The following is a 26,892-nucleotide window of genomic DNA, read 5'->3' on the forward strand; positions in this document are numbered from 1 at the left end:
TTTTGAAATAAATCAGACAAAAAGCCCGCCCCTTCATACGAAGGGCGGGCTTGCTCAGAGATTATTATGAATTATTCGTCTAATTTAACGGCTCTCCAGCTCAAGCCAGTTTTTGCGGATCAGCTTCTGGTACCAGTAATAGCTCTCTTTCGGTGTGCGCACCTGTGTTCTGTAATCGACATGGATCAAGCCGAAGCGGCAGGAATATCCGAACGCCCATTCGAAATTGTCCATCAGCGACCAGGTGAGATACCCTTTCAAATTTACGCCGGATTCGATCGCACGGCCCAGCTCGGCAATATGGCTCTCCAGGAATTTGATACGGCGGACGTCGTTGACTTTCCCATCCACTACTTCGTCATTATAGCAGGCGCCATTCTCGGTAATGTATATCGGGATCGGCCCGAACTGCTCGGTCAGCCAGCTCAAGGTTAAATACAGGCCTTCCGGGAAAATGAACCAGCCCTTATCCGATTTGTCGTAGCCGAGATCGACATGCTCCAGGTCCAAGTAGTTGTTGCCTTCCTTATGGCGCACAATATTGCCGCCGTAGAAGTTCAGGCCGAGGAAATCTATTTTTTGCGAAATGATCTCCATGTCCCCCGGCTCTATGACGGGCTCCGCGCCCTTCGTCTTGATCCAAGCGGCCATTTCCTCCGGGTATTTGCCTGTAAATACTGGAGTTACAAACCAGGTGTAAATGGAAAATGCCCGGTAAGCTGCGTCGATATCCTCCTGTTTGCGGGAGAATGGCTCATACCAGTAAATATCCGGCGCATAACCGATCTCGCCCGCTGTCCCGAGCTCGCGGAACTTCGCTACCGTCTTGCCATGCGCGACCAGCAAGTGGTGCCCGACTTGGATCGCGGACTGCCAATTCATAATGCATGGCGCATGTCTGCCGAGCAAATGACCGTTAATTGCGGTGCACCAAGGCTCATTAAAGGTCATCCAATGCTTGATGAGGCCGTCGAACTCGCGGAACATTGTTTCGGCGAACATGACGAAGGCATCGATCGTTTCCCGGTTCTCCCAGCCGCCCTTCTCCTGCAGCGCCTGCGGCAGCTCCCAGTGGTACAGCGTGCAGAACGGCTCGATTCCGTTCTCGAGCAGCTTGGTCACCATGCGCTTGTAATGCTCGATGCCCTGGCGGTTCACCTCGCCGAAGCCATTGGGATAAATACGCGGCCACGATACTGAGAAACGATAGGCCTTAACGCCAAGCTCTTTCATAAGTTGGATGTCTTCCTCGTAGCGGTTATAGCTGTCGCAGGCGATGCTTGCATCATCGCCTTGATAGATTTTGCCTGGCGTTGCCGCCATGACGTCCCAGATGCTCGGGCCCCGCCCGTCCTTATCCAAGGAGCCTTCAATTTGATAAGCCGAGGTGGATACGCCCCAGACGAAGTTTTCCGGAAATTGTATGATGGTCACCGTGAATTCCCCCTGCCAAGTTAATAGATTTAAATTTGTATTTAAAATATATTGCTGCCTCTTCGATCATATATCGATCAGTCTGTAACTTATACTAGATAAACCCCAAGCCGCCGTAAAGGCGAATAAATCAAGATTTAGGTATGATTCTCTTCAGCTAATGCGGCAGTTCCAAAATATCGATGCCGTAAGGCTCCATGCTTATCGTATTCTGTCGTTTCATGCCGTAGAGGACGCTGTGATAGGACGCCGGCAATGTCACTTGATGCGGCTGACGGCTCAGGTTCAGCACGAACAGATAAGCTGCGGATTTCCCGCTGCGCATCGCGATTTGCACACCCTCCGGCAAACCTGGGAACATCAGCATGCCATGCGCCTTTGCTTCCTTTTCGAACAGTTCCAGCAAATAAGCTTCCTCTAAATGCGTACCCAGATAATACACGCGCCCCCCGCCGAAGGAATTCACCGTTGCAGCCGGTACGCCGCTATAGAAATCCTCGTCATACCAGGCGATCGCTTCCGCGCCATGCAAACTTAGAATATCGCACCACTGCGAGCAGGAGAATGGGCGCCCATCGCTATTAACAACCCGGTGCATATCAAGCCCGATCGGATCGTACTCCTCCACTCGGACTCCGGTGCAGTTCGCGAGCAATCCGGGCAGCGGCAGCATGACCGCTTGATTGTTCATATGCTTCACGCCCGAGCGGCTTGTAATGATCACTGTACCGCCTGCGGCGGCAAAATGCTCCAATGCAGCGGCTGCCTTCTCGCTCAGCAGATAGAAGCTAGGGGCAATCACGATTTTATAGCCGTCCAAAGGCTGGGTCCATTCGATGACATCGCAGCCGATCCCCAGCTTCGTCAGTGCACGGTGATAATCCTTCACGTTCTCATAATAATCCATGCCTTCGGCCTGAGGCTGGATGCGGAGCGCTTCAAGCTGCTCATGGGACAGCAGGATTGCCGCTTCATGCTGTGGAGCGGTGCCCTGCAGTTTGGCGGATAAGGCGTTGACCTCTCCGCAAAGCTCCGCAAACTCAGAGAACCTCCGCCCGGGAACATTGCTGGGATCGATGAGACCGTGCCAGAACTGCTCAGCCCCCATGGCCGCCGTGCGCCACCGGAAATGCACAACCGTGTCGGCGCCTTTGGCAATTGCCTGCCAGGAGAATGCCCGGATAAATCCCGGATACGGCGCCCGCCACGTCGGAAACCAGCAGCCCGGCGAACCGCTCAGCTGCTCCATAATCCAGAAATTTCGCCGCTTGATCCCGCGGGTGACATCCAGGGCCAGCGCTCCGCTGTACGGTCCGGTCGACTGCTTGTCCGGCGCGGTGTTCGGATAATAATCGAAAGAAGCGAAGTCCAGATCGGTGCCGGTCTGGTACAGATTCAGCCTCTGCGGATACGTATGAAAATTGTGAGTCACGAAATGGCCTGGGCAGTTCCTGCGAATAATATCCGTCTGACTCCGCTGGAATTCCTCTATCGAATCCCACTGAAACCGGGCAAAGTCCAGCAGATAGGACGGGTTCTGATGCCTGGAGCCTCCGTATGGCACGCCAACCTGCGACCAGTCGCTGTATTCACCGCTCCAGACGACGGTACCCCATTCGCGGTTAACCGCTTCGAGCGTGCCGTATTTCCGCTTGACCCATTCCCGGAATTTGTCATTGCAGGCATCGCAATGGCAATCGATCACCCAGTACTCGTTATCCGTCTGCCAGCCAATAACCGCAGGGTGACGTCCATAACGCTGCGTCATCTCATCGATGATCCGCGAGCCGTAGACTCGAAGCGATTTGCTGTTATAACAGCGGTGGCCCCGGACGCCCGGATAAGTCATGCTCCCGTCTGCATTTCTTGGCAGGACATCCGGCCTCAGCTCGGTCAGCCAGCGGGGCGGGGTATTGGTCGGCGTACAAAGAACAACGCGGATATCGTATTTATGGAACAGATCAATCGCCTGATCAAGCCATTCGAAATGATACGTCCCGGAGCTGCTCTCCATCCGGCTCCAGGCGAACTCCGCCAGCCGGACGACCCGCACGCCCGTCACCTTCATGAGCTGCACATCCTGCTCCCACAGGGACCGATCCCAATGCTCCGGATAATAAACGACGCCGACTTGCACGTGATTCGCATATTTGTTCATGGCAATGACTCCTTTGACCCTGAATTGATCGTGAATTGGTCTTGATTTGAGCGCGGTCTAAGCAAATAGGCTGCTCCTTCGCTCATCCTTATCGACAAGTCTCAGAAGCAGCCTATTTCACTTTCCTATCATCTGCCTGTATACTAGCTCATCAGGCTGGTATTATTTCAATTTATCCCAAGCCGCCTGCATGTTCTCCGTCCAGGTCTTGATGTCGCTCTTTCCGGCGATGAATTGCTGGATCACGCTGCCGAACTCTTGGGCTACGCCATCCGGGTATTTACCGGCCTGATGCAGAATGATTTTATCCTCTTCGATATAGTTCCACAGATCTGCCGCGATCGCGCCCATATCCTCTGGGGTCGATTGGATCGTCTTCATCGTCGGGATAAATTTGAACTTCTTCACGATGTATTCTTTACCGATATCAGAGGTCACGAGCCAGTTCAAGAAGATTTTCGCTTCTTCTTTGGCATCGGAATCCTTGTTCACAACCAGGTTTACAGGCACCCCGATCGTTACTTTGCCTGTTTGCTCCGCGTTATCGCTCACCGGCATCGGCAGAACGCCAATGTTCATGTTCGGAGTAATTCCGTCGATCATCGTTTGCGCCCAGTTGCCTTCTTGCATCATCGCTGCTTCGCCATTGGCGAACATGGTCACTTGTGTATTATAGTCTGTAGTCAGCGGGTTCTTGTTGCCATAGTCCACGGTAAGCTGCATCAGGCGCGCCCAATTCTCGAACTTCTCATTGCCTACGATAGAAGCCGTGCCTTGGTTAAGTCCATTGATGAAGCCATCGATATCGTCTTGGTTCGCAAAAGCCACGCTGATGCCTTGGCTGCCGACGAGCCACCACTCCTGATAAGCGTTGGCAAACGGCGTAATGCCCGCCGCTTTCAATTTCTTAGCTGCATCCTCCAGCTCGGTATACGTTCTTGGCGGAACGGTAATCCCGACTTGCTGGAACAAATCCTTGTTATAGATATATCCAAAACCTTCGAGAGCCAGCGGCATGCCGTAAACTTTACCATCCTTCGTAATCGGCTCGGCAGCCAGCGGAACCAGATCCTGTACCCATGGCTGATCAGACAAATCCTCAACCTTGTCCTGCCACATATCTAGTTTCGAATAGCCGTTGTTGGAGAAAATATCCGGAGCGTCGCCGGAAGCGAATTTCGTCTTCAGGGCTGCATCATAGTCTGCACCGCCGCCAACTGTCTGGATGTCCAGCTTGATGTTCGGATACTCTTTTTCAAATTCTACCTTCAGTTCATTGAGTCCTTCTACGATTTCCGTTTTAAATTGGAAAATGGTAACCGTTTTTTGCTCCTGCTTGCCGCTGCCTTCGCTGCTGCCGGCACTGCCATTGTTAGCAGGATTGCTGCTACCGCCGCATGCCGACAGAATGACGGACAAAATCATGAGCGCGGATAGTAAGACAACGTATTTTTTCATCTTCATTGCCATGTTCCCCCTTGATCTATACTTAATAAATATTTGGAACAGAGGATCAGCTATTTAGCCTTTAACTGATCCTGCTGCGATTCCCTCAACAATGTAGCGTTGAAGCATTAAGAAGAAAGCAATGATCGGCGTGATCCCCAGCACGAGAGCCGGCAGTGCAATATCCCATTGCTTGGTATACTCTCCAAAGAAGGAGAAGGTAGCCAGCGGAATGGTCCGCATATGCGGCCGCTGCAGGATCAGTGACGGAAGGAGATAATCGTTCCAGATCCACAAGCAGTTCAGGACAACGACCGTCATAATCATTGGCCGGAGCATCGGCAGTACCATTCGGAAAAATACGCCTATTGATGTACAGCCATCTACAGTTGCAGCTTCCTCGATTTCCAGGGGAATCGATTTGACGAATCCATGGAACAGGAATAGCGACATCGGGGCTCCCAGCCCGAGATACGTGATGATCAGACCCAGCTTGCTATTGTTGACGCCCAATTCATTCACAATTCTCATGAGTGGAATCATGATCGATTGGAACGGGATAACCATCGCGGCGATGAACAGAAAGAACAACAGACGGTTGAACAAGGTGTTGGCTCGAACCATCCGATAAGCGCCCATAGCGCTTAATAAAGCCAGAATGACTACGCTGATCACGGTGATGACCAATGAATTGGTAAACGCTTGGGGAAACCGCGTCAGCTCCCATGCTTTTGTAAAGTTGCTCCATTGGAACGCCGTCGGCCAGCTGGCCGAGTTCGACATAATCTCGCCAAACGTCTTGACGGAGTTGACGAGCAGGAAATAGAACGGAGATAAGAAGAGCAGAGCGACGATAACCATGATAATCTCCGTTGCGAACAGGCGACCGGAATATCTTTTTTGCATTATGCCTCGACCTCCTTCTTCTTCGTCAGCGCCACCTGAATGATCGTAATGACCGCGACGATTACGAAGAACAGCATGGCCTTCGCCGTACCCAGACCGTACCGGTTATTCTGGAAGGCTTCCGCATAAACGTTCATGGCGACCGATTCTGTGGATTTAAATGGTCCGCCTTTCGTCAGCGAGAGGTTAAGGTCGAACATTTTAAACGCCCAGGAAATCGCCAGGAATAAACAAATCGTAACAGCTGGCATAATCAGCGGAACAATGATGCTGCGCAGCATCTGCCAGCGATTGGCGCCATCGATTTCCGCAGCCTCCATAATCTCGGTCGGCACATTCGTCAATGAGGAAATGTAGACGACCATGAGGTAACCCGCAGTTTGCCATACGAACACAATCGTAATGCCCCAGAAGCCAGTAACGGAATCTCCCAGCCACGGAAGGCCGAAGAACGACCAGCCCGTAACATCATACATTGTGCTAAAGCCTTTGATAAAAATAAACTGCCAAATAAATCCAAGCAGCAGCCCGCCGATGACGTTAGGCATGAAAAAAATCGTTCGCAAAATGTTGCGCAGCTTCAACGCCTTTGTCAAAAAATAAGCGAGGAAAAATCCGACAACGTTCGTTAAAACGATACCGACCAGTGTGAATCTGGTCGTAAACCAGAACGATGACCAGAAATCAGGGTCATTCGTAAATATCGTTTTGAAATTGGCCAAGCCTACCCAATTGACTGTACCCGCCACGCCGTTCCAGTCCGTCAGCGAGTAGTACATGCCAAGGAAGAACGGAATAACCATGATGACTGTGAAGAACAGCAGGACCGGTCCTACAAAAAACAACTGCAGCCCCCATCCGGACAATCTTCTCTTGCTCATGGCGCAGCCCCCTTTCTTTATTCCGAAAAACTAGTGTATTGTCATTATGACTTGAATTGGCTACGATAAACACCGACAGAGGTGAACACTCAGGTGCAATTTATTGATCGGGGGATAAAATATTGAAGTGGAACAGCATACGCGCAAAACTGATCATTTTTCTACTCCTGGCTACCGTCATACCGATCGTGACCACGATGTTTGTTACTTATTCCTATACAGCCCATTCGCTCAGAACGAGGGTCGCTGAAGAAGATACGAAGCTGCTGTACCAAGGCGGAAGGCATATCGTCAATTTGGTGGAGGATTTGAACCGCAGCTCCTCCAATGTATTCTCAATCTCTAATCAGCTCAAGGCCGGGTACGAGGATGTGCAGAGCGATTCCCGCGTTTACGCCGTGTTATCCAATATCGCAACGTCCGTACCGGATATTTTCCAGGTGTATTTGTACGAGAACGGCAACCGCAAAGCAACGCTGGTGACGCTCAACACCCCGCAGCGCAATTACAACACCGACGTTTATACCGATGTGCTGACCGAAGACCGTCCTACCGTATGGGTGCAAAAAAGCCATATGAGCCATACTTACGGACTTAAGGCTTTACAGCCGCGCTACCCTTCGCGGCCGGTATTTACGCTTCATCGAAGAATCGAAAATGTTCCCTCAAGCGAGGTCATCGGATATTTATCGATTGATGTCAGCCTGACGGCGTTGACCGACATCGTCGACCAGTTGTATAACAAAGAACGGGAGAAGATTTTCATTGTCGATGAGAACGGGGATTTAATCTATGCCGATGAGCAGAGCAAGCTCGGCGAGCCGCTGCAGGAGAGCTGGTATTCGGGGGTAATCTCCGCCTCAGGCCGAACGAGCGGCCATTTCGAGCAGGACGGCAGCCTATTCATTTACAACAAAATTACCGGGAAAGGCATGAAGTGGACGATCGTTAAACAGATCCCCGTGTCTTATTTGGTCCGGGAAGCAAACCATGCCGCCGGAATCAACCTGCTGCTGCTTGCTGTTTCATTAATCGTCATCGCTGCGGCGACCATCATTATCTCGGTGCGAATTACCGCCCCGATCAAGCAGCTCGGCAAATATATGAACCAGATTCAATCTGGTAACTTGAATGTCGATATTCAACCGGCAAGCAATGATGAGATCGGTGCGGTCATGCTGCGTTTCCGCAGTATGATGGACACGATCAACAACCTGATTTTGCGCGAATACAAGCTGGAGCTGGCCAACAAAACGAATCAATTGCGGGCGATGCAGGCGCAGATCAACCCTCATTTCCTGAACAATACGCTGCAAATTATCGGCACGCTGGCGCTGGAACTGAAGATGCCGCGAATCTATGCGCTGCTGTCGGCCCTTGCGAAAATGATGCACTACAGCATGCATTTCGAGGATAAAAACGTCACCCTGCGGGACGAGCTGGAACATGTCAAAGCCTATATCGAACTGCAGAAGGAACGTTTTGAAAGCCGTTTTCAGTTCCAATATGATGTGGATGATTCGCTGCTTGATCTTCCTATGCCGAAAATGATTCTGCAGCCGGTAGTTGAGAACTATTTTAAGCACGGTTTAGACCGTACGGCTTCGGACGGGGAACTGACGCTGGCCGCAAGAAGGCTGGGCGAAGGTCAGTTCGAGATCGTCGTGCGGAACAATGGAGCGCAAATTCCGGAAGGCAGACTGCAGCAGCTGCAGCAGAAGCTGAGCGATTTATCCGCCGACAGAATCCATCATCCCGTGGATGAGGGCGATGAGGCAAGCCGCCCTTCGATTGGTCTAGCCAATGTTCTGGCCCGGCTGCAGCTTGTCAATAGAGACAGCGCCGCCCTGACGATCAGCAATCTTGATCCGGTCGGTGTACAAATTACCCTGATCATTCCTGATCAGAACAGAAGCGGAGCGTGATCAGAGATGAGAGCACTTATTGTAGACGATGAAGCCAGAGTCCGTAAAGCTGTCCGTCTTCTCGTGGATTGGGATGTCCACGGCATCGATGAAATTATGGAAGCGGGAAGCGGCAACGAAGCGATGGAGCTCATCCGCGAGTCCAAGCCCGGACTCGTCATCATGGACATGATGATGGCCTCCGGTCACGGCATGGAGCTGATGGAATGGATCAGCGAATTTGCCGGCAGCATTAAATTCATCGTCGTCAGCGGGCATAATGATTTCGATTTCGTCCGCAACACCGTCCGCCACGGCGGAATCGACTATATCCTTAAACCGATTGACGCGGAAGCCATCAATGCCGCGGTTCATAAGGCGGTGACGGAATGGCGCGAAGAGGAACGGGAACGGATCGATATGCAGCGGCAAAATATCCAGTTGAATGAATTCAAACCAGTCTACGGTGAGAAACTGCTTTCCTCTCTCATTGATGACCAAAACGCCGCGGAGGCTTCCATTCGCCGTCTACGCAATGAGGGCGCCGTTCCGATGGAGGCCGATACCGTGCAGCTAGCGCTGCTGCAGCTGGATGCCAGCGACGCGCTGCTCATCCAGCGGTTCGGCAATGACAGCGAATTGATGCATTTTGCCATCATTAATATTTGCAATGAGTTCCTGGCCAAGGAGCGCTCCGGTATTGCCTTTAAATATTGGGGAGCTCCTTGGGAAATCATAATTCTGGCCTGGGAGCCGGCCTGCGACATCCAGAAGCTGATTTCCCGCATCAATGAAGGGTTGCTCCATACTTTGCAGCGGAGAATGCATTTTGGGATCGGCCCGGCCGGCCGGCTCCCGCATAGCCTCCCAGCGCAATATGCTGAAGCTAAATCGGCGCTGGCCAGGCGGAACCTGCTGCGGAGCGATGCCTATGTGCATTCGCTGGGAGCAGGAAGCGAGGACCCGGCGGACAGGCACGGCCAGTTCACCTTCAGCTCGGTTAGAGAGGAATGGAAGATGGCTGTCCTAAGCGGAAACGACGGGCAAATTTCCGCCGCCGCCCAGAAATGGACCGGTGAGCTTGGCCGGATCGGGACCGTTACGCCGGAGCAGCTTCAGCACTGGACATCCGCGGCCATGCAATTTCGCACCCAGCTTCTGCGGGAGACATTGGGCGATGCCTCCGGGAATGCCCTCACTGTGCTGGAGCAGAGCGACCGGCAGAATCAGCCTCCATTCCCGGGCAGTTATGCTTTTACGCTGTTTGCCTGGCGGGACTGGTCTTACGGTTTAATGACCGATCTGGCCCGGATGATCAACGAACGGCAAGCCAAAGACAAGCGGACGATCGACGATATCGTTAAATATATCGAGCAGCGCTACATGGACGACTTGTCCCTGCTGGACATCGCCAGCACTTTTTTCGTCAGCCGGGAGTACATTTCACGCAAATTCAAGCAGGAATTCGGCATAAATTTCTCCGACTATCTGGCCACTTACCGGATCGGTAAAGCGAAGCAGCTCATGCATAATCCCCATTTGAAAATTGCGCAGGTTGCCGAGATGGTCGGCTTTCGCGATGTCAAGTATTTCAGCAAAGTGTTCAAGAAGCAGGAAGGTATGACTCCGAAGGATTATCGAAGCAAGCTGGAAATCTAAAAGCGAGCCAGTACGTGCAATAATATTTTCCTGCATCAATTTGAGGGAATTGTGATGAAAAAACTCGGGGGAAGCACTATAAAGCGGACCTTGCAGCAAAGAAGAAATCATAATTCCGAAGAAACGGGAAACTTTCTAATAGAAGGCTGCTTCGGGCTAGAAGGCTGCTTCGGACGCATGAGCTTCTGGTCGCCTTATGAGCGGATTCACGCCTCTTTTATAACCTTCATATCATCCAAACACCTGAGAGATACGGTGGTCGCAGGAACAGTTGATATAGATGGATTTATAGTAGTTATTTTCTGCGATAAAAAAGAGAATGTAGATTTAAATGGATTGCATGTCGTTAGGAGAAAGGAACTCTCAATCATGGCCCGAATTCTTGCATTTTAGGGCCTAAAATCCATCTATTTGTTGAAATATTCGTTTAAAAGCATAATTAGATACATGAACTCCATTTAGTGTACGTATCTCAGTAAAGACACCTTAGTGTATGCAGCTAGTGTATGCTTCTTATTTTTTTGCATCTTAGCGTAGATATAAATATAGAATGCCTGCTTTACCAGCAGCTTTGCAGGAATAAGTCAAATTGATTATAGGCTTTGTCTTTGCTGTTCGTGTACACAAAAGAGGGCTGTTCCCAGGTCATGCAACCATGACTTGGGAACAGCCCTCTATACAATTATCCGAAAGCATTCGGCGACTAAATCAAGCTAGTACCCGGTTCAGGAACGAGCGCGTCCGCTCATGCCGCGGATTGCCGAAAATTTGCTCCGGCGTGCCGGACTCGATGATTTCGCCATCCGCCATGAACAGGACGCGGTCGGCGACCTCCCGGGCAAAGCCCATTTCATGCGTCACGACGATCATTGTGATCTGCTCCCCGGCCAAGCGCTTCATGACCTGCAGCACTTCCCCCGTCAGCTCGGGATCGAGGGCAGAGGTCGGCTCATCGAACAGCAGGATCTCCGGGTTCATCATCAGAGCCCGGGCGATGGCTACCCGCTGCTTCTGCCCCCCCGAGAGACTGGACGGGTAGACGTCCGCCTTATCGGCCAGGCCGACCTTGTCGAGCAGCTCCCGGCTCATCCGGGATACTTCAGCAGCAGACCTTCCTTTAACCAGCCTCGGAGACAGCTCCAGATTCCCCTTTACCGTCAGGTGCGGAAACAGGTTGAAGTGCTGGAACACCATGCCCATCCGTGAGGTCATCGCCTTAATCTGCTGGGCATTGGAATAGGCGCCGTCGTGAACGAGATATTGATCACCGATCCGGATGCTGCCGCCGTTCGCCTCTTCCAAATGAACCAGGCTGCGGAGCATCGTCGATTTTCCCGAGCCGGAAGGGCCGATAACGGCTACGACTTCGCTCGGATTTACGCTGAAGGAGATGTTTTTTAGCACCTCAAGCTGGCCGAATACCTTTTTCAAATTGTTAACTTCAATGATTGCCATAGCTAGACAGTCCTTTTACTCGAATTTGAACTTTCGCTCAAGCGCCTTGAACAGTACGGTAAGACCTAAAATCATAAGCAGGTAGACAACCCCGGCAACGACGAACGGAACGATGGTGAAATCGCGGTTAACCGCCGTATAGGCGAAGTGTAGCAATTCGGGAACGGATACCGCATAGAGCAAGGCTGTATCCTTGACGAGCGTAATCGATTCATTGGATACCGCAGGCAGCGCCACCCGGAACATTTGCGGCATAATAATCCGCGTTAATGTCTGCCAACGGCTCAATCCCAGCACCTGCGCTGCTTCGTATTGCCCTTTATCCACGGCCAGTAAGCCTCCGCGGAAAATCTCCGCGAAATAAGCAGCATAGTTGAGAATAAAAGCAAGCCCAGCCGCCGCAAAACGGTCCAGCACGAGATATTCGCCAATAACCGGGAGCATCGGCAGACCGAAGCAGAAGAACAACAGCTGCAGCAAGAGCGGCGTTCCGCGCATGACGTAAACATAACCGTGAGCCAGCCAGCTAACCGGCTTCACACGGCTGTTCATCATTAACGTAACAAGGAAGCCCAGCGGAATCGAGAGCAGGATAACCAGCAAAAACAGCAAAATCGTCGTTTTGGCCCCCTGCAGCATCGGTATCGTGATGTCCCATAGGTAACTTATACTCATATCATTCGTCTCCCCAAAAACAAAAACCGGATAACTAGCGATCCGGTTATCGTATGATGACTTTTCTCAATCCAATGTTATTTCAAAACCTTGTCTTCGCCAAACCATTTCGTTGAAATTTCAGCGGCTTTGCCATTGGAGTTCAGCGTGTCGATCGCTTGCTGCAGCTTCTCCAGCAAGGCTTCGTTGCCCTTCTTGACGCCTATGCCATATTGTTCTGGAGCAAGGGTCTCCTCAACCAGTCTAAAAATTCCCTCATCCTTGGACATGTAGTATCTGGCCACAACCTCGTCAATGATTACCGCATCAAGGCGCTTTGTCTTCAAATCCGTAAGAGCCAGCACGTTATCCGCGAACTCGGTAACACTCTTCACTTCGGAGTGGATCGGATTGGCATTCAGCGCGTCCGCCGCCGAGGACAAAGATTGCAGACCTACATTCTTTCCAGCCAAATCCTTGATGGAATGAATATCAGAATCTGCTAGCGTAATAATGATCTGGCTGTTCTCCAAGTAAGGCTTCGTGAACAGGACTTTGCCTTTGCGCTCCTCGGTGATCGTATAGCCGTTCCAGATCAGATCGATCCGTCCGCTGTTCAGCTCGGATTCCTTCGCTTTCCAGTCAATGGGCTGGAAGGTGACTTCCACGCCCATTTCCTCGCCAACGGCCTTGGCGAAATCAATGTCAAAGCCGACCAATTCGTTCTTCTCGTCCCGGAATCCCATCGGTGCGAATTTATCGTCTACTCCAATAACCAGCTTGTCACCCTTGGCTCCGCCGCTACTGCTGTTAGTGCCGGCACACCCTGCTAATGCAACCATCAATATCGATAGAATTACCCCTAGTACAACCCATCTATTTCTCTTCATGTTGACCCTCCCCGTCTAGTCCGTACAACCTAAATACTTTAGTTCGTTAATACGTTATCAAGGTTATATCATAACATATCACCATGAAAGAGTCGAGGGAAATGATAGTCTGTCATAAACTTCCATAGCAGAAGTTTTGTTGTTATTCGGGGGTTGAAATACCGGTAACAAACGCGTTCAGCTTCTTATATATATCTACGATTTCAGACATCGGCATTCGTACCAGGCCGCTGGAGGAAGGGGCTACGAATTCATGAATTCCTTCCACGACAGGATTCTCTTGAAATCCCCATTCCACATGGGACTTGCGGCTGTACTCCGTATATACGCCTTTGCCGACAAAGCACGCCACGCCTGGACGGTATTTCTCCAGCTTCGCACGTAATATCGTCCTGCCCTCCGCATACTCTTCCCGGGTAATATCCTCCGCCCCCTTCGTCGGCCGGGCCACGATATTCGTGAAGCCGTACCCAAGCTTCAGCAGTTCCCCGTCTTCGGAGGCCTGATACAGCCTTGGCGTCAGACCGGAGCTATGCAGAATACGCCAGAAATTGTTGCGCGGATTGGCGTAATGGTGGCCAACCTGACCGGAACGGATGCTGGGATTAAAGCCGATGAACACGATGCTCAGCCCGAAATCCAAATGATCCGCAATCTCCTGGATCTCTATGGATTCATTTGCTTCCCGCATGACATAGCTTCCTCCTTCGATGTAAACATGCTAACACGGATTCATGTGAACTACTTTCATTGAGATACGTAAGTTACTGCCGTTTATAGCAACATATTTCACCTGTTCTCTATCTTGTAAGCTCTCTACTCGCCGGCTGTCTTCCTGCTTTTCTCCTCAGGTCAGGGAGCCAGAAGAACAGTCCGTACATCATTATAAACATCGTAAGCGCGATCAACTCTTCGGCTAGCAAATAATAAGGATATGGCCCGAACAGATCCAGTATGGATGGCGTGCTCGGCTTGTTTCGTAAGAACATATACTTAGCACCGATCGCATAGTTTAGCGCACCGACGGCCAAAGCGAGCACATTCAGGAACAGCATCGCCCAGGCAATGGACCTCCATGTCGGGCGATAGCGTTCGATCCAGGTCATATAGAGCGAAGCGAGAATGATTGCCCCGTGCGCGATAAAAAATTGAAAAAAACGAAAATGCGGATACCCAAAGTCCAAGCTTGGCGTCAGCCATGCCTGCAGCGCCCCGCCGATTCCGGCGAAAAACAGGATCTGGTACAGCAGCCGATTTCCCGTCAGCAGCATTACCATTGACAGCAGCAGGGACACACTGCACAGCTCCAGCGGAAGGGTATTCTTAATATCCCACTGTCCCTCAAGCACATACCATAAGTTCAGGGCAATCTCAGATAGCAGCAGTATGCCAAGCAAGCCATAGCGAATGGCCTTCCTAGCCAACACGCTGGAACCAATATGCCTTCTCCCTGCAAAGAGTGCTGCTATCAGCAATAGCAATAACCCTATTACTGCGAGATGGGAAGTCGAATACAACCCGAAATCGGGAGCATCCTCTACCCGAAAAAAAGCGGTCACGTCCATCAGCATTTTCCTTTCTTTCATTTTTCAGGCGATCGGTTAATGTCTATAATATGGACCGAAACAATAGAACAGGTCAAGCGCTTCTTGGCTTGACCTGTCCAAATTCATGGGTACCTGTAAATTAAATTTAATCGTTGATCCTGCCGGTGTTGTACCATAATGCATCGTTGGCGGCTGCTTTGTGTATATCGATGAGAACGTTGCTATCTGCACTGTAATCCACACTTGGATTGGACGATGTGCCGGAATCCCAGATATTGTTATGAATCCAATGGATATTCGGCCATTGCAGTTCACCGATGTTATACCAAATCAAACCCGTGTTTTCACTCGTATGCAATTCGATTAACTTATCGTCCCCAAGGAACACCACTGTTGGCGTTCTGCCGCTTTGATCCTGCATGCTGCCGCTGACACTCCACGTCACTTGCCCGCTGCCAGCCCAATTTCCCGTAGTATAGCGGAGCTTGCCGCCGCTAGTATATACGACAATAATGTTCCCATTGCGAAGGTCTACATCCGGGCGCTCCCCGTTCTGATCATTTATCGTTCCTTGCGTCATCCATTCGATCCGGTACTCGGCTGGATGAAGTAGCCCGGTATGATAGAACAGCTTGCCCCCTTTCGAATAGCTTAGAATAACTTTATTTCCATCCAGCGCGATATGCGGCCATTCGCCCTCCGTATGTTGACCGCCGATAGCAATTTTCTCGTTGGTCATCCATGTGACCGTATTGTTGGGTTCCAACCTTCCGATGTTTGCCCATAGACCCGAACCGGAGCCATCTGTCTGATTGACTTGAAGCACAACGTATTGATTGTTAATTTTGGTTACGTCGCTATGCGGCTGTATACCGTTTTTATTGCTGCCGCCCGGATTGATTCGTTCATTCGTTGTCCATCGTATGTATCCATCAGGCTGTATCGAACCGACCGAATACCATAAATTATGGTTAAAAACTCCTTCTGCTTTATGAATCTCGATCACTCGTCCATCATCAGTAATGGATACGGAAGCATCCTGTCCGTTCTGCGTTCCGCCAGTCTTCTCGACCCTATGATTGTAATCGCGAAGCGGCACGAGGAAATGATCATAAAGCCGGGTCATCGCTAAATAAGAATCCGTAGATACAAAATGTCGAGTCCCGAGCTTATCGTTGGCGTATGCGAATTGAGTCCATCTTTGCGCGGCTTCCCCGTCCCCGTTCGGAAACTTATAATGCCAGGCTCCCTCATTGCCGTTTAGACTGTAAAACCGCAACGTGTACCCTTTTTGCGAAGCCAAAGCCATCATCTCTTCCAGCCGTTTCTCTTCCTCGTGCGACCAGTTTCCAGGCATCAGCAAGTCAAAGCCGCTTTCGATATGCTTCCAATGCACCGCATAAAAGCGATGATAGTTATCCGCTTCCTTTGGAAAATAATCGGCTACATTGCTGAACCTGCTGTCCGTGACGCTGTATACCTTATCCCTGAAAGCATACAATTTCTTGGTAGAAGAAGCGATGTGATCATAATACGTATTTTTCAGCTCTTCCGCGCCGGACAAACAGACTGTAATTACGCCTTCGTTAAAGCTCTGATGATCCTCCAGCAGGCTGTAGCTTAGCATATCGCCATAATGCTCAAAGATCGCTTGCAAAGAGCTGGATACCTCAGAATAATCCGGTCTATTAGCTGTTTTCATATCTAGATTGATGATGATGCTCTTCCCGTCGCCATGCACACTTCCTCTGTTTCTCGCCACCTGCTCAGCTACGTCTTCAAAATATTGATATAAATGCCTTGTATTCGGCCAGGATGCGGCATCATGCTTGACATACAGCTTGACTTGTCCTTGCAGATAGTCCGGATACTGAGCACCGGAATACGTGCTATGATCCGTATCGACCATAATATCCAGCTCAACGTTATAAAATTTCAATGCAAGCGCATCAAGGAATTTTTGATCCGGATCGCTCTCATCATACGTATCATGAAAGGCTTTATACGGATTGGCATCGATCGATCCGGGGCTGGCTTTCACGCCGGTTGTCATCACGCAAAACAACATGATACAGCTAAATGCGGCCGTCAACCGTCTAATGGTCGATGAATACGGTTTTATCACATGTACCACTCCTTTTTTGAAAGGCGTTTAATCGGAATTATTTTCGTTCCCTGCGGATCCAGAAATGAAAGACATCGTTCCTTAAATAATCGAAAGAGTACAGTACCTCTCTGTTTTGCTCGTCATAATGGAGTTGTTTCAGCAAAATAACGGGCGTTTCTTCCTCCTTATCGACCTGCAGTCGCTGCACATGATTGTCCTTTTTGTACGGAACTAGCAATTCCGTATCCGCTCTTGCGATCACCATGCTGCATTCCTCCTCAAGAAAACGGAATAACGAGCCGTTAAAATCCACACGTTCGAAGGCATCGCCTACCAGTTTTTTTGGCATGATGTTGATGGAATAGGTGACGGCCTCTCCGTCTGCATAACGAATGCGTTCCAGCTTCACAACTTGATCGCCGGCCTGAATGTTCAGCGCCTTGGCCCATTCCTCGGTGCAGGACACCTCCCCGATCATTTCCTTGTTGTTCTCCTCCGTTAAGCCGGACAGCTTAATCATCGTTCCGATGCTTTGAAGGAACTCCAAGCGGCTCGGTATCACCGGCAGCGGTTTAATGACAAACGTGCCCACGCCGTGCTTCACAAGCAATTTCCCTTCTTGCTCCAGCAGCTTGATGGCCGCCCGAAGCGTTTCCCGGCTTACATTGAAATACTTCGCCAGCTCATACTCCGACGGAAGCCTTTGCCCGACTTTCCACAGTTTGCTGTCGATCATTTTTTCAATTTCCAATTTAATATTCTGGTAACTAACCAATCGATGGCCTCCGATTCCTGTATAGTTCATCCTTCTTCTAACAAAATGGACTGGAGCAGCTCCGCTATTTCCGGATTGCCGCAGATCAAAAGCGGATGGCCGTCCACCTCCGTCATGAACAGCGTCCCCCCCGCTTCTTCAACGATCAATGCACCCGCGCACCAATCCCAAGCGTTAAGATCGAACTCCCAATACCCGTCAAAATACGATGCCGCAACAAAACATAGATCAAGCGCAGCGCTGCCCGTACGGCGAATGCCCGACACCCTGCCCATCATTTTGCTAAAATACTTCAGATTGATGATAGGCTCATGGCTGCAGCTGGGAAAGCCAGTCGTAAGCAAGCTGCTCTTTAAATCCTTCGTCTGCGACACTTGAATACGCCGCTCGTTGTAATAGGCGCCCTGCCCCCTAACCGCCTGAAACTTCATGGAAAGCGGCGGGGAATAGACCATCCCCAGTTGAGTAATCCCATTATGCTGCAAGGCGATCGAAATCGATGACAACGGAAAACCATGGATAAAGTTCGTCGTGCCGTCGATCGGATCAATGACCCATACAAACTCGCTTTGCTGGCCGAGCTTGCCGCCTTCCTCGGTCCATATGCTATGATCGGGATAACGCTTCAATATGCAATCGATTAAGATTTTCTCTGATTGAAGATCAATATTCGTAACAAAATCCGTATCATGCGCTTTGGTCTGTACCTGCATATGCTTGCGGTTCAGCGCATCCAGCTGGAGGGCCGCTGCTTGCTCCACCCACTCCTCCACCTCAATCATCAAGTTGTTCAAATTCATGCCATCACTTTTCCCTTATTCGATCTGATCTGAATTCCATCTCTTAGTTAATCAGGTGTATCGTCCGCTCATTCAAGTCCATGCGAATAATTCTATGCGTGCTCCCGGCTTCCTCCGTATAGTAAATGCGAACCTCCGAATGCTCTTGTACCACGGCCTCAAATTCAGGATGCGGCAATTGATATGTCCCCTCATCATCGGCGCTGACCACGATAACCTGGGGCGACACGGTGTGTAACAATGCCCGGGAAATATTTCTCGAATCTCCATGATGCGGCGCTTGCAGTAGAAAGATGTTCTCGATCTCCGGTTTGTACGGATCCCAGAAATCCAGTCCAACGTCGGAAGTCAAGAGCGCAGCAGGTTCATTATCGTAACGAATTAACACGGCCAGAGCGGTATCGTTGAGCAAACGATCAATCCTCGTTAAACGTTCCTCCTGCAGGTTCAGCGCCTCCACATCCAAGCTCTCCAGCTCAGCCTGGAGCCGCTGAAGCTTCGCCTGGTTTGGCATAAGCAGCCTGAACTCAGCCGCTAGGCCTGACAGAACAATTGGTTCGCTGATCTGGCGTACGGGAATACCACGCTCCTCGGCTTGTCTCAAGATAGAAATGTACAGAGATAGCGAGGCCAAGATCGGCGTGGAATGATCGTTCAGCCTACTATTGGACAGATGCGCCGGCAAAGGCATATGAAGCAGAATTTCCCCTATAGGAACACGCCCCAGCACTTCATGCACCCCGCCGATATGATCCTTATGGAAATGAGTCAAAATAAGCGCATCGATTTTGTTTATCCCGTATTCCCGAATATACTGCCCCAGGCTGCATCTTCTCGCATGCTTATCGCAATTCAGATCGCCAGCATCCACTACAAGGCAGAAGGAACGCTCCCCGTCCTCGACTCGTACAACTGCAGCCTCACCGAAGCCAACATTCAAAAAATCAATAACGCATGTCATGCCCGCTTCCTCCAATCGACCGCTTAATATAAAATATCGAGAACGTCAGCACCAAAAGAACCATGATCATGGAAGCGGCAGCTCCATATCCGATTTGCAAATTATATACACCGTGCCTGTAAATATACTGAGTGATCGTCGTTGTGGAATTGGCTGGCCCTCCGCCGGTCAATATATTCACTTTATCGAACAGTCTGAAGGTATCGATCGTGCGAAGCAAAATGACCATCATCAGGCTTGGCATAATATTCGGCAGCGTAATATGAAGAAATATGCGGCCTCTTCCTGCCCCGTCCACCTTGGCGGCGTCATACTGCAGCTTGGGCACTGCCTGCAGCGCAGCATAGATCAACAAGAATGCAAATGGCGTCCACTGCCAAATATCAATGAACAAGACAGCATAAAAGGCCGTGTGGATATCCATTAAGAAATTAAAGGGCCCTCTCCCGAAATAAGACAGCAAATGATTGATAATGCCATTATGATTGCTAAGCATCATCTGCCAAATCAGTGCCACGGTCACGGGCGGCAGCAAAGACGGGAGGAGAAGCGAAATACGAAGTATTTTCAAGCCCCTTTTCAGGCTTTCGACAAGCACGGCCATTCCCAGTCCCAATGCAATTTCAGCCGTAACGGCCAGCACCATGAACTTTACCGTGTTCCAAACCGCTTTAAGAAACACTTCATCCTGAATAACCTTGATGTAATTGGCAAATCCGATGAACTGCTTGGATTCGCTGGCTAAATAATAATAATCGGTAAAACTGTTCAGGATCGTATAACCGATTGGAAAAACCGTTAATCCAGTTAAGAGTAAAATAACCGGGGCCAGCATGGCCCATTGAAACCGCTGCTTGCTATGCAAGTTCATTCCACTCCTTCACATTTGAATGAACCTTATTTCATAATCTGATTGATCTCTTGATTCGCTGCGGACAGTGCGGCCTCCACCGTCTTCGTGCCAGCAATCGCTGCGGACAGTTCCGTGCCGAGCGCTTCTTCTACGCGTGACCAAAGCGGTGTTCTCGGTCTTGCCACGGAGTTCTCCAGCGCCTCCAATTGAACCGGAAAATGCTTGTATTTCGCGGACAATTCACTGTCCAGATACACACTTTTTCTTGTTGGCACCCCGCCATGCTCGACCATTTGTTTTTGAACTTCAGAGCTTGTAATGAACGTTAAGAACTCGGCGGCCAGCTCAGGTGTTTTCGAATTGGCCGTTACTCCCATCATCCAGTTGCCGATCATTCCTGTAGCGAACGCTTCAGCGCCATCTGCAGCCTGAGCCGGAACCGGCGAATACTCAGCGCTAGCCTCTTCGCCCGTAATAAACCACGACGGCCATCCCAATGCCATCGCTGCCTGAGACGTCGCCAGCGAGCTGACGATATCTGTCGTTTCATAATTCGCCCCAACGGCGAGAAGCTCAATGTATGTGTTTAATGCTTTTTTGCCTGCTTCGGAATCAATCTGCGCATTCCAATTGTCATCGAATACTTGTCCGCCATACGCCCAAAAAATCGGCAAAAAGTCGGATACGATCGGATTTCCCTGCTGCCCGCGAATCACGTAACCGGCGACTCCATCCTGTTCATGGATCGTTTTCGCCATACTCAGCACCTCTTCCCAGCTTTGAGGGACTTCATAGTTATGCTTATCGAGCAGCTGCTTATTATAGAAGAACAACTGGACATTTCCCGAGAAAGGCAGAGCATACAGCTCGCCTGTACCATACGGATGCTTGCCCAAGGCCAGAGACGATGCTTCAAAATCGGCGTCCTCGGTAACGCCCAGTTTGGATAGATTAGCAAAAATGCCCGCTTCGCTGAATTCCGGCATCCAAGGGTCGTCTGCCATAATTAAATCGTAGGCTCCGTTTTTATTTTTTGCGTCCAACGATATTTTTTGCTTCAAATCCGCTGCCTCGAGCCCGATAATTTCGACCTGCACGTTATGCTCCTTTTCGAAGGCCTCCTTCACGGCTTCCATCGCCGTCACATGAGAGCCTCCCCTTGCAGCGACGACTAGCTTGTCCGCCCCCTTGCTTTGGCAGCCTGCCAGTATGCTCGCGACTATAACAAAACTGATTAGTATGAAGACATTCTTTTTCATTGTAATCCTCCTATTCTTTCACTGCGCCCGCGGTAAGACCGCTCATCAAGTATCTCTGCATTAACATAGCGATCAATATCACGGGTATTAAAGACACGATGCCGCCGCTTGCAACCTTGCCCCACTCCGTCAACTCCTGTTCGCTGTTTAACGTGGCCAGCTTCAGAGGAATCGTAAAATCACCAGGGCTTTGAATAAAAATAACGCTATACAAATATTCATTCCATGAGGCCATAAACGATAATATTGTCACGGCGGCAATTCCTGGCACCACTAACGGCAGCACGACCCTGGTATAGATTTGGAATTCGGAGGCTCCATCGATCCGCGCACTTTCTACGATCTCATCGGGAACGTTCGCGAAGAAGCCTATCATAAACCAAATCACCAAAGGAATGTTGACCAGCACATGGGCTAGTATAATCGGGATCTTAGTACTCAGAAAACCAACGTTGTTCATTAATATGTAGAGAGGCAGAGCAAACGTAATCGGCGGCAATACTCTGACCAGCAGAATCCATATGAGCAGCGTTTTCTTAAACGCGACTTTAAACGTTCTTCCTCCCAATACATAAGCACTGGACACCCCGAACAACAACACAATCAGCAGGGAACACACCGTAATGAGCATGCTGTTGAATAACGGAAACACGTAATGATCTTCTGTAAAAATGCCCACCAGATGCTGCACTGTGATGGAATTGGGCAGCAGTGACACCTTAGAAAATAAATCCGACGAATTTTGCGTGGCAATGACCGTCACCCAATAAATCGGAAACAGCGTCCACAACAGTATCAAACCCGCTAAAACATACTTGGAGCTCGTTAATAACCGATTCAAATCGTTCTCCTTCTTTTTTATTTGTCTAGACGTCTATACGTTTACTATAAATCCATTCTATTTACTGGGTATAATCTTTATATTAAAGTGCAGTTAAGTGAAGCTTGCTGGATGGCGCCGCTTTACACAGGCAAAACAAAACGGTCTTGGATCCGGACGAATCCGGGCCAAGGCCGTTTTATAGCAGAATATACGTTTCAAGCCTATGTTCATGTTTGTACTACTCCTAGTTGTTTGCTAGGGTCTGCATATCAAACCCCTATTGACATTGTCAGATAAAGACCTGAACATAGTGGATATAGATAAAAATAACAGGAATACAGTTGGAGGTTATAGTGTTGAACGAGAAAAATCCCCGTCTGATTCAATCTGTGAAACGGGCGCTTGATATTGTGAATTGCTTTGATTCGTTACATACTCAGCTGTCGCTCACCGAAATCAGCGAGAGGCTTAATTTGAACATAAGCACGGTATATGGTCTCATCAATACGCTCTGTGCCTACTCATATATTGATAAAAATCCGAACAACGGCAAATACCGGCTTGGCCTCGAATTCCTCTTGAAGGCCAACCTAGTGTCGCAAAGCCTCGACCTCAAGGAGATCGGCCATCCGTATCTTACAGAGCTGACCAAGAAATTTCATGAGACCTCTCATTTATATGTCTATCAGCACGAGCAGATATTTTGTGTGGACAAGGTAGAGTCGCCGAATAACTATTTCATCATTAGCTCGCGGGCCGGCAGCAAGCTGCCGATGCACGCCTCTGCATCAGGCAAAATATTTTTGGCCCATATGCCAGAGCTTGAACTGCAGAGCTTTTTGCAGAATTACAAGTTAACCAAGCTGACGGAGAAGACGATTACCGATAAAAGGAAGCTTCTGAATAACCTGCAGCAAATCCGGGAGCAGGGGTACAGCATTGAAGACGAGGAAATCGAGGCGGGCGCCTACAGCATCGCCGCACCCATAAAGGATGCCGCCGGGCAAACGATCGGCACGATCAGCATCATCGGTTCGCTATCTCGAATCAAGGAGAACGAGAAGCAAGTCCTCGCGGAATTGTTAGCTGCAGCGGGGGGGATTTCCAGCCAGTTCGGATACCCGGTCAAAACCGTACTTGACTGAGCTGATAACAGAATAAGGTCTATCAAAGTACGATAATAGAAAGAACCCCGCAGGGTTCTCACGGGGTTCTGCTATGGTTTAACTTTTTTTGTGCAACTTCCTCCCGTTAAAGCGGGAGGAAGCTATATAAGCCATACAGCTTACTTTCGCCTGCTGCTAATCCAGCTTTGCCGCTTGCAGCAATGCAGTTAAATTCAACTTGGCCGTGCTGTCGAACACGATATCCGCACCGGAGGCGCAAAGCAGCCCTTGCTCTCCGATCCCTACCGCGAACATCCCTGCCGCCTTAATCGCTTCAACGCCTGCCTGTGCATCCTCGATCCCGATACAGCACGCGGGATCCGCTCCCACCGCCTCCGCTCCCTTTAAGAAGATATCGGGTGCCGGCTTGCCGGGAATACCGTCTGGATCCACAATCGTATGGAAACGTTCATTAAGACGCAGAGAGCTTAAAATTTGCGGCGCATTCTTGCTCGCAGATGTCAGTACGGCGGGGATTTGAAGCTCCGCCAGTTGGTCGAGCAATTCAGGAATTCCCGGGTAGACATGCTCAGGCGTAAGCTGCGTGAGCAGTGAAACGTAATGCTTGTTCTTGTCTGCCGCTAATCGCTCACGCTGCTCCGTTGTATATTGCTGCTCCTTGCCTCCATGCACCAGTATCCGCTCCAGAGATTCCATGCGGCTAATCCCTTTGAGCTGCTCATTGAAAGCACGATCGATATCGATCCCGATCTGCTCTGCCATTTGCCTCCACGCCAGGTAATGATACTCTGCGGTATCGGTAATGACACCATCCAGATCGAATAATACAGCTTGCAGTTTCATGTCAGTCTCTCTCCCCTTTCGCTTCTGCTAGGTTAATTGTCAACACGTCGCTGAAGCGATATTCCTTCCCGTAAACCTCCAGCTTAACCGGGACGCGATCCGTCGCCTCTATCACCAGCCGATCCTTCGTGATCTCCGCTTCTAAGCGCTGCCCTTGCCAATTGATCATGAACTCCAGCTTGCTCCAATGCTCAGGCAGCTTCGGATCCATCCTTAATTCGCCATGCAGCATGCGCATTCCGGCAAAGCCCATCACGATCACCTGCCAGATGCCGCCGATGGAAGCCGTATGCATCCCTAAATCGGAGGATTTCATTTCCGGCCCCAAATCGATCTCACAAGCCTGCCTGAATAACCGGTAAGCAAGCTGACGATCACCCAAATCATTGGCGAGTATCGCATGCGTGGACAGGCTCAAGGAGGAGTCATGGATCGTCTTCGGCTCGTAGTAATTGTAGTTGGCAATCTTCACATCATGCGTAAACTTGTCTTCGAGCCAATAGAATAGGATCATCAAATCGGCCTGCTTGGATACCTGAATATCGCTCAATTGCTCCAAGCTGTAATCCTCGAAAATCGTATTTACATGCGTCTGGTTTTTATATTTTGTCAAATCGATAATCCGCTTCGTCAGGTAGGTATCATCCTGTGGGATAACTAAATCATCTCCCGGCTGCGGAAGATAAATTTTATCAATGCATGTCATCCAGACTTCCATCGCCTGATCCAAATCCAGCGCTTCATTCAAACGGTGAAATACGGAAGAATCGCTCTCCTTTAGACGGCTATAGTACTTGATGGCGAGCTGCATGTTGAAATGGGCAAAATAGTTCGTAAACGCATTGTTGTCTACATGTTCTTTATACTCGTCAGGGCCGATCACGTCATTAATACAATACTGTCCTCTGTCGTCATTCCATTCCAGACGGCTTCCCCAGAATCTGGCCGTATCAAAAATAATTTCATATCCATAATCGTCCATAAAGGCTTGATCGCCGGTTACCTTATAATACTGCCATACCGCAAACGCTACATCAGCAGTAATATGCTGCTCAATAAAGCCGGTCCAGATCTTCGTCTGCTTGCCGGTGACGATATCCACACGCCCCCATTCCTGGGCCATCTCGCCGTCGCTCGGCCAGGCGGCCTCCCAGGGGTACATGGCCCCTTCGTAGCCGTTGCTTCGCGCTTTCTTTCTCGCCCCTTCAAGACCTAAATAACGATAAATCAAGAGCGATCTGGCCACCTCAGGATTGGAATAAATAAAGAACGGAAGAATGAACATCTCCGTATCCCAGAAGGAGTGACCCTGATAGCCCTCGCCGCTAAGCCCCTTGGCAGCAATCCCCATCCGCTCATCATGGGCCGGAGTCATAATAGTCAAATGATAGAGTGCAAAGCGCGCCGCCAGAAGGTCAAAGGCGTCTTCGGATTCGATGTTAAGCTTGTATTGCTTCCACACCTTCTGCTCCCACGCTTGCACATGCTGCGCAAACAAACCTTCATAACCCTTGGCTGCGCACTGCTTCAAGGTTGACAGGGCTCGATCGCGCATCTCCTGCAGCGTCAAACCGTCGAACGCTTTATCCCGGGAGGTGTGCACGGTCGTCAATTTCTCAAGCGAGAATTTCTGCCCCTTCGCGAGGGTACCTTTATAGCTGAGCATAATCAACCGGCGATCCATCCGCATAAACGGCTCATTCAGCTCCGCCCCCCCAAGAGTAACGTGATGCACCGTATGGAACATAAAGTCGATAAGGGATTCTTTCGTTCTCGCCACCATCTCCACATACTTCTTGTCGTAGATCCGCTTCTCGCCTTCAAAGAAATGCTGCGCCCCGCTGTTGGATACCTGGGCGTTCACGCCGCTCTCCACGCTCACATGTACGTCATCGCTCAATGCCTCCAACTCCATCTGCATGCCGATAACGTGCAGGTTGTCGAGCGACACGAACCTTCTAAACTTCAATGCCACCTGTTTCCCGTCGGAGGTTGTCCAAATAAACGTTCTTCTCAGCTCCGCAGTCTTCAGGTTCAGCGCCCTGACGTAATCCTCCGTCCGCACGGATGCATCCAATCGTTCTCCATCAATAAAAATATTCATCCGGGTTACATCGGCGGCATTGGGCAGCTCCGATACTTCCTGCGTATCCGATTTATTGAAGGTTCCGGCGACGAACAGATTCCTTACTTCACCGACATAGGGTTCCTCCGCTGCGCTGCGCAAACCCATATATCCGTTGCCGAGAGACATAATCGCTTCAGCTTTCCCCAGCAAATTGCTGGAAAAGGAGGATTCGGCCACAATCCAGTTTTTCTCCTCGCCGGTTCCTAAATCATATTTCATTCCCACGTTAAATTCCTCCGATCCGATGCTGTTTTCCCGCATCGCAATTTATATCTTAATTTG

Annotated in this window: 23 protein-coding genes; 4 read left to right on the forward strand and 19 right to left on the reverse strand. The window is 50.0% G+C overall.

All coding sequences use genetic code 11. The features are described from left to right. Positions 1-84: 84 nt before the first annotated feature. The 5 genes from MKX50_RS20165 to MKX50_RS20185 all read right to left on the reverse strand — a co-directional run bounded on the left by MKX50_RS20165 (position 85) and on the right by MKX50_RS20185 (position 6,825). A complete protein-coding gene (locus MKX50_RS20165; protein WP_339157663.1) occupies positions 85-1,434 on the reverse strand; it encodes a GH1 family beta-glucosidase in 1,350 nt (449 codons plus the stop codon). 157 nt (positions 1,435-1,591) lie between these two features. Continuing rightward, a complete protein-coding gene (locus tag MKX50_RS20170) occupies positions 1,592-3,592 on the reverse strand; it encodes a beta-galactosidase (RefSeq protein ID WP_339157664.1) in 2,001 nt (666 codons plus the stop codon). Between the two features lie 162 nt (positions 3,593-3,754). Further along, the gene (locus MKX50_RS20175) at positions 3,755-5,056 is read right to left on the reverse strand and encodes an ABC transporter substrate-binding protein (RefSeq protein WP_230873928.1); all 1,302 of its coding nucleotides are present in this window, start codon (positions 5,054-5,056) and stop codon (positions 3,755-3,757) included. Between the two features lie 57 nt (positions 5,057-5,113). Further along, positions 5,114-5,944 (reverse strand): carbohydrate ABC transporter permease, encoded by an 831-nt coding sequence (locus MKX50_RS20180; RefSeq protein ID WP_213593295.1) that lies wholly within the window; start codon positions 5,942-5,944, stop codon positions 5,114-5,116. Beyond that, positions 5,944-6,825 (reverse strand): sugar ABC transporter permease, encoded by an 882-nt coding sequence (locus MKX50_RS20185; RefSeq protein ID WP_213593293.1) that lies wholly within the window; start codon positions 6,823-6,825, stop codon positions 5,944-5,946. The genes MKX50_RS20180 and MKX50_RS20185 overlap by 1 nt, the downstream gene beginning before the upstream one ends. A 122-nt stretch (positions 6,826-6,947) precedes the next feature. Between MKX50_RS20185 and MKX50_RS20190 the strand changes: the two genes are divergently transcribed. From MKX50_RS20190 to MKX50_RS20200, 3 genes are read left to right on the forward strand one after another with little or no spacing between them, the layout of a single operon-like run. After that, the gene (locus MKX50_RS20190) at positions 6,948-8,750 is read left to right on the forward strand and encodes a sensor histidine kinase (protein ID WP_213593291.1); all 1,803 of its coding nucleotides are present in this window, start codon (positions 6,948-6,950) and stop codon (positions 8,748-8,750) included. A gap of 6 nt (positions 8,751-8,756) precedes the next feature. Beyond that, positions 8,757-10,388 carry a helix-turn-helix domain-containing protein gene (locus MKX50_RS20195; RefSeq protein WP_339157665.1) on the forward strand — a complete coding sequence of 544 codons (1,632 nt, stop codon included), beginning with the start codon at positions 8,757-8,759 and terminating at the stop codon, positions 10,386-10,388. Positions 10,389-10,442: 54 nt separating this feature from the next. Further along, positions 10,443-10,781: a hypothetical protein gene (locus MKX50_RS20200; protein WP_339157666.1), complete on the forward strand. Its 339-nt coding sequence runs from the start codon at positions 10,443-10,445 to the stop codon at positions 10,779-10,781. Between the two features lie 315 nt (positions 10,782-11,096). Here the strand turns inward: MKX50_RS20200 and MKX50_RS20205 are convergent, their stop codons facing one another. The 12 genes from MKX50_RS20205 to MKX50_RS20260 all read right to left on the reverse strand — a co-directional run bounded on the left by MKX50_RS20205 (position 11,097) and on the right by MKX50_RS20260 (position 22,530). After that, positions 11,097-11,843, reverse strand: a complete 747-nt coding sequence (locus MKX50_RS20205; RefSeq protein WP_339157667.1) for an amino acid ABC transporter ATP-binding protein — start codon at positions 11,841-11,843, stop codon at positions 11,097-11,099. 15 nt (positions 11,844-11,858) lie between these two features. Then, the gene (locus tag MKX50_RS20210; protein WP_213593285.1) at positions 11,859-12,518 is read right to left on the reverse strand and encodes an amino acid ABC transporter permease; all 660 of its coding nucleotides are present in this window, start codon (positions 12,516-12,518) and stop codon (positions 11,859-11,861) included. 77 nt (positions 12,519-12,595) lie between these two features. Further along, a complete protein-coding gene (locus tag MKX50_RS20215; RefSeq protein WP_339157668.1) occupies positions 12,596-13,387 on the reverse strand; it encodes an amino acid ABC transporter substrate-binding protein in 792 nt (263 codons plus the stop codon). A gap of 142 nt (positions 13,388-13,529) precedes the next feature. Next, entirely contained in the window at positions 13,530-14,078 is a 549-nt protein-coding gene (locus MKX50_RS20220) for a mismatch-specific DNA-glycosylase (protein WP_339157669.1), read from the reverse strand. A 109-nt stretch (positions 14,079-14,187) separates the two neighbouring features. Next, a complete protein-coding gene (locus MKX50_RS20225; RefSeq protein WP_339157670.1) occupies positions 14,188-14,973 on the reverse strand; it encodes a TIGR02206 family membrane protein in 786 nt (261 codons plus the stop codon). Between the two features lie 106 nt (positions 14,974-15,079). Further along, positions 15,080-17,059, reverse strand: a complete 1,980-nt coding sequence (locus tag MKX50_RS20230) for a hypothetical protein (protein ID WP_339157671.1) — start codon at positions 17,057-17,059, stop codon at positions 15,080-15,082. A 37-nt stretch (positions 17,060-17,096) separates the two neighbouring features. Next, positions 17,097-17,846 carry a GntR family transcriptional regulator gene (locus tag MKX50_RS20235; protein ID WP_339157672.1) on the reverse strand — a complete coding sequence of 250 codons (750 nt, stop codon included), beginning with the start codon at positions 17,844-17,846 and terminating at the stop codon, positions 17,097-17,099. Beyond that, positions 17,843-18,616 (reverse strand): inositol monophosphatase family protein, encoded by a 774-nt coding sequence (locus tag MKX50_RS20240; protein ID WP_339157673.1) that lies wholly within the window; start codon positions 18,614-18,616, stop codon positions 17,843-17,845. Before MKX50_RS20240 ends, MKX50_RS20235 begins: the two co-directional genes overlap by 4 nt. A 43-nt stretch (positions 18,617-18,659) precedes the next feature. Then, the gene (locus tag MKX50_RS20245; protein WP_339157674.1) at positions 18,660-19,577 is read right to left on the reverse strand and encodes an MBL fold metallo-hydrolase; all 918 of its coding nucleotides are present in this window, start codon (positions 19,575-19,577) and stop codon (positions 18,660-18,662) included. After that, the gene (locus MKX50_RS20250) at positions 19,561-20,442 is read right to left on the reverse strand and encodes a sugar ABC transporter permease (RefSeq protein ID WP_339157675.1); all 882 of its coding nucleotides are present in this window, start codon (positions 20,440-20,442) and stop codon (positions 19,561-19,563) included. Before MKX50_RS20250 ends, MKX50_RS20245 begins: the two co-directional genes overlap by 17 nt. A gap of 32 nt (positions 20,443-20,474) precedes the next feature. Next, positions 20,475-21,689: an extracellular solute-binding protein gene (locus tag MKX50_RS20255; protein ID WP_213593265.1), complete on the reverse strand. Its 1,215-nt coding sequence runs from the start codon at positions 21,687-21,689 to the stop codon at positions 20,475-20,477. Positions 21,690-21,699: 10 nt separating this feature from the next. Then, positions 21,700-22,530 carry a carbohydrate ABC transporter permease gene (locus MKX50_RS20260; RefSeq protein WP_339157676.1) on the reverse strand — a complete coding sequence of 277 codons (831 nt, stop codon included), beginning with the start codon at positions 22,528-22,530 and terminating at the stop codon, positions 21,700-21,702. Between the two features lie 335 nt (positions 22,531-22,865). On the opposite strand from MKX50_RS20260, the gene MKX50_RS20265 reads away from it, so the two are divergent. Continuing rightward, positions 22,866-23,657 (forward strand): IclR family transcriptional regulator, encoded by a 792-nt coding sequence (locus MKX50_RS20265; RefSeq protein WP_339157677.1) that lies wholly within the window; start codon positions 22,866-22,868, stop codon positions 23,655-23,657. 156 nt (positions 23,658-23,813) lie between these two features. On the opposite strand, the gene pgmB is transcribed toward MKX50_RS20265, so the two are convergent. Together pgmB and MKX50_RS20275 are read right to left on the reverse strand one after the other, a co-directional pair. After that, positions 23,814-24,482 carry a beta-phosphoglucomutase gene (gene pgmB / locus MKX50_RS20270; RefSeq protein WP_339157678.1) on the reverse strand — a complete coding sequence of 223 codons (669 nt, stop codon included), beginning with the start codon at positions 24,480-24,482 and terminating at the stop codon, positions 23,814-23,816. Between the two features lies 1 nt (position 24,483). Continuing rightward, positions 24,484-26,829 carry a glycosyl hydrolase family 65 protein gene (locus tag MKX50_RS20275; protein ID WP_339160219.1) on the reverse strand — a complete coding sequence of 782 codons (2,346 nt, stop codon included), beginning with the start codon at positions 26,827-26,829 and terminating at the stop codon, positions 24,484-24,486. Positions 26,830-26,892 lie beyond the last annotated feature (63 nt).

Source organism: Paenibacillus sp. FSL W8-0186, assembly GCF_037969765.1.
In the GTDB taxonomy this organism is placed as follows: Bacteria; Bacillota; Bacilli; order Paenibacillales; family Paenibacillaceae; genus Fontibacillus; species Fontibacillus woosongensis.

What these genes read in the sequence shown, in the direction of transcription:
- MKX50_RS20170 (WP_339157664.1), bottom strand. Translation starts at nt 3,592, where the DNA reads ATGAACAAATATGCGAATCACGTGCAAGTCGGCGTCGTTTATTATCCG.
- MKX50_RS20220 (WP_339157669.1), bottom strand. Translation starts at nt 14,078, where the DNA reads ATGCGGGAAGCAAATGAATCCATAGAGATCCAGGAGATTGCGGATCAT.
- MKX50_RS20235 (WP_339157672.1), bottom strand. Translation starts at nt 17,846, where the DNA reads ATGAACTATACAGGAATCGGAGGCCATCGATTGGTTAGTTACCAGAAT.
- MKX50_RS20200 (WP_339157666.1), top strand. Translation starts at nt 10,443, where the DNA reads ATGAAAAAACTCGGGGGAAGCACTATAAAGCGGACCTTGCAGCAAAGA.
- MKX50_RS20195 (WP_339157665.1), top strand. Translation starts at nt 8,757, where the DNA reads ATGAGAGCACTTATTGTAGACGATGAAGCCAGAGTCCGTAAAGCTGTC.
- MKX50_RS20215 (WP_339157668.1), bottom strand. Translation starts at nt 13,387, where the DNA reads ATGAAGAGAAATAGATGGGTTGTACTAGGGGTAATTCTATCGATATTG.
- MKX50_RS20240 (WP_339157673.1), bottom strand. Translation starts at nt 18,616, where the DNA reads ATGAATTTGAACAACTTGATGATTGAGGTGGAGGAGTGGGTGGAGCAA.
- MKX50_RS20225 (WP_339157670.1), bottom strand. Translation starts at nt 14,973, where the DNA reads ATGAAAGAAAGGAAAATGCTGATGGACGTGACCGCTTTTTTTCGGGTA.
- MKX50_RS20210 (WP_213593285.1), bottom strand. Translation starts at nt 12,518, where the DNA reads ATGAGTATAAGTTACCTATGGGACATCACGATACCGATGCTGCAGGGG.
- MKX50_RS20245 (WP_339157674.1), bottom strand. Translation starts at nt 19,577, where the DNA reads ATGACATGCGTTATTGATTTTTTGAATGTTGGCTTCGGTGAGGCTGCA.
- MKX50_RS20175 (WP_230873928.1), bottom strand. Translation starts at nt 5,056, where the DNA reads ATGAAGATGAAAAAATACGTTGTCTTACTATCCGCGCTCATGATTTTG.
- MKX50_RS20180 (WP_213593295.1), bottom strand. Translation starts at nt 5,944, where the DNA reads ATGCAAAAAAGATATTCCGGTCGCCTGTTCGCAACGGAGATTATCATG.
- MKX50_RS20205 (WP_339157667.1), bottom strand. Translation starts at nt 11,843, where the DNA reads ATGGCAATCATTGAAGTTAACAATTTGAAAAAGGTATTCGGCCAGCTT.
- pgmB (WP_339157678.1), bottom strand. Translation starts at nt 24,482, where the DNA reads ATGAAACTGCAAGCTGTATTATTCGATCTGGATGGTGTCATTACCGAT.
- MKX50_RS20275 (WP_339160219.1), bottom strand. Translation starts at nt 26,829, where the DNA reads ATGAAATATGATTTAGGAACCGGCGAGGAGAAAAACTGGATTGTGGCC.
- MKX50_RS20255 (WP_213593265.1), bottom strand. Translation starts at nt 21,689, where the DNA reads ATGAAAAAGAATGTCTTCATACTAATCAGTTTTGTTATAGTCGCGAGC.
- MKX50_RS20185 (WP_213593293.1), bottom strand. Translation starts at nt 6,825, where the DNA reads ATGAGCAAGAGAAGATTGTCCGGATGGGGGCTGCAGTTGTTTTTTGTA.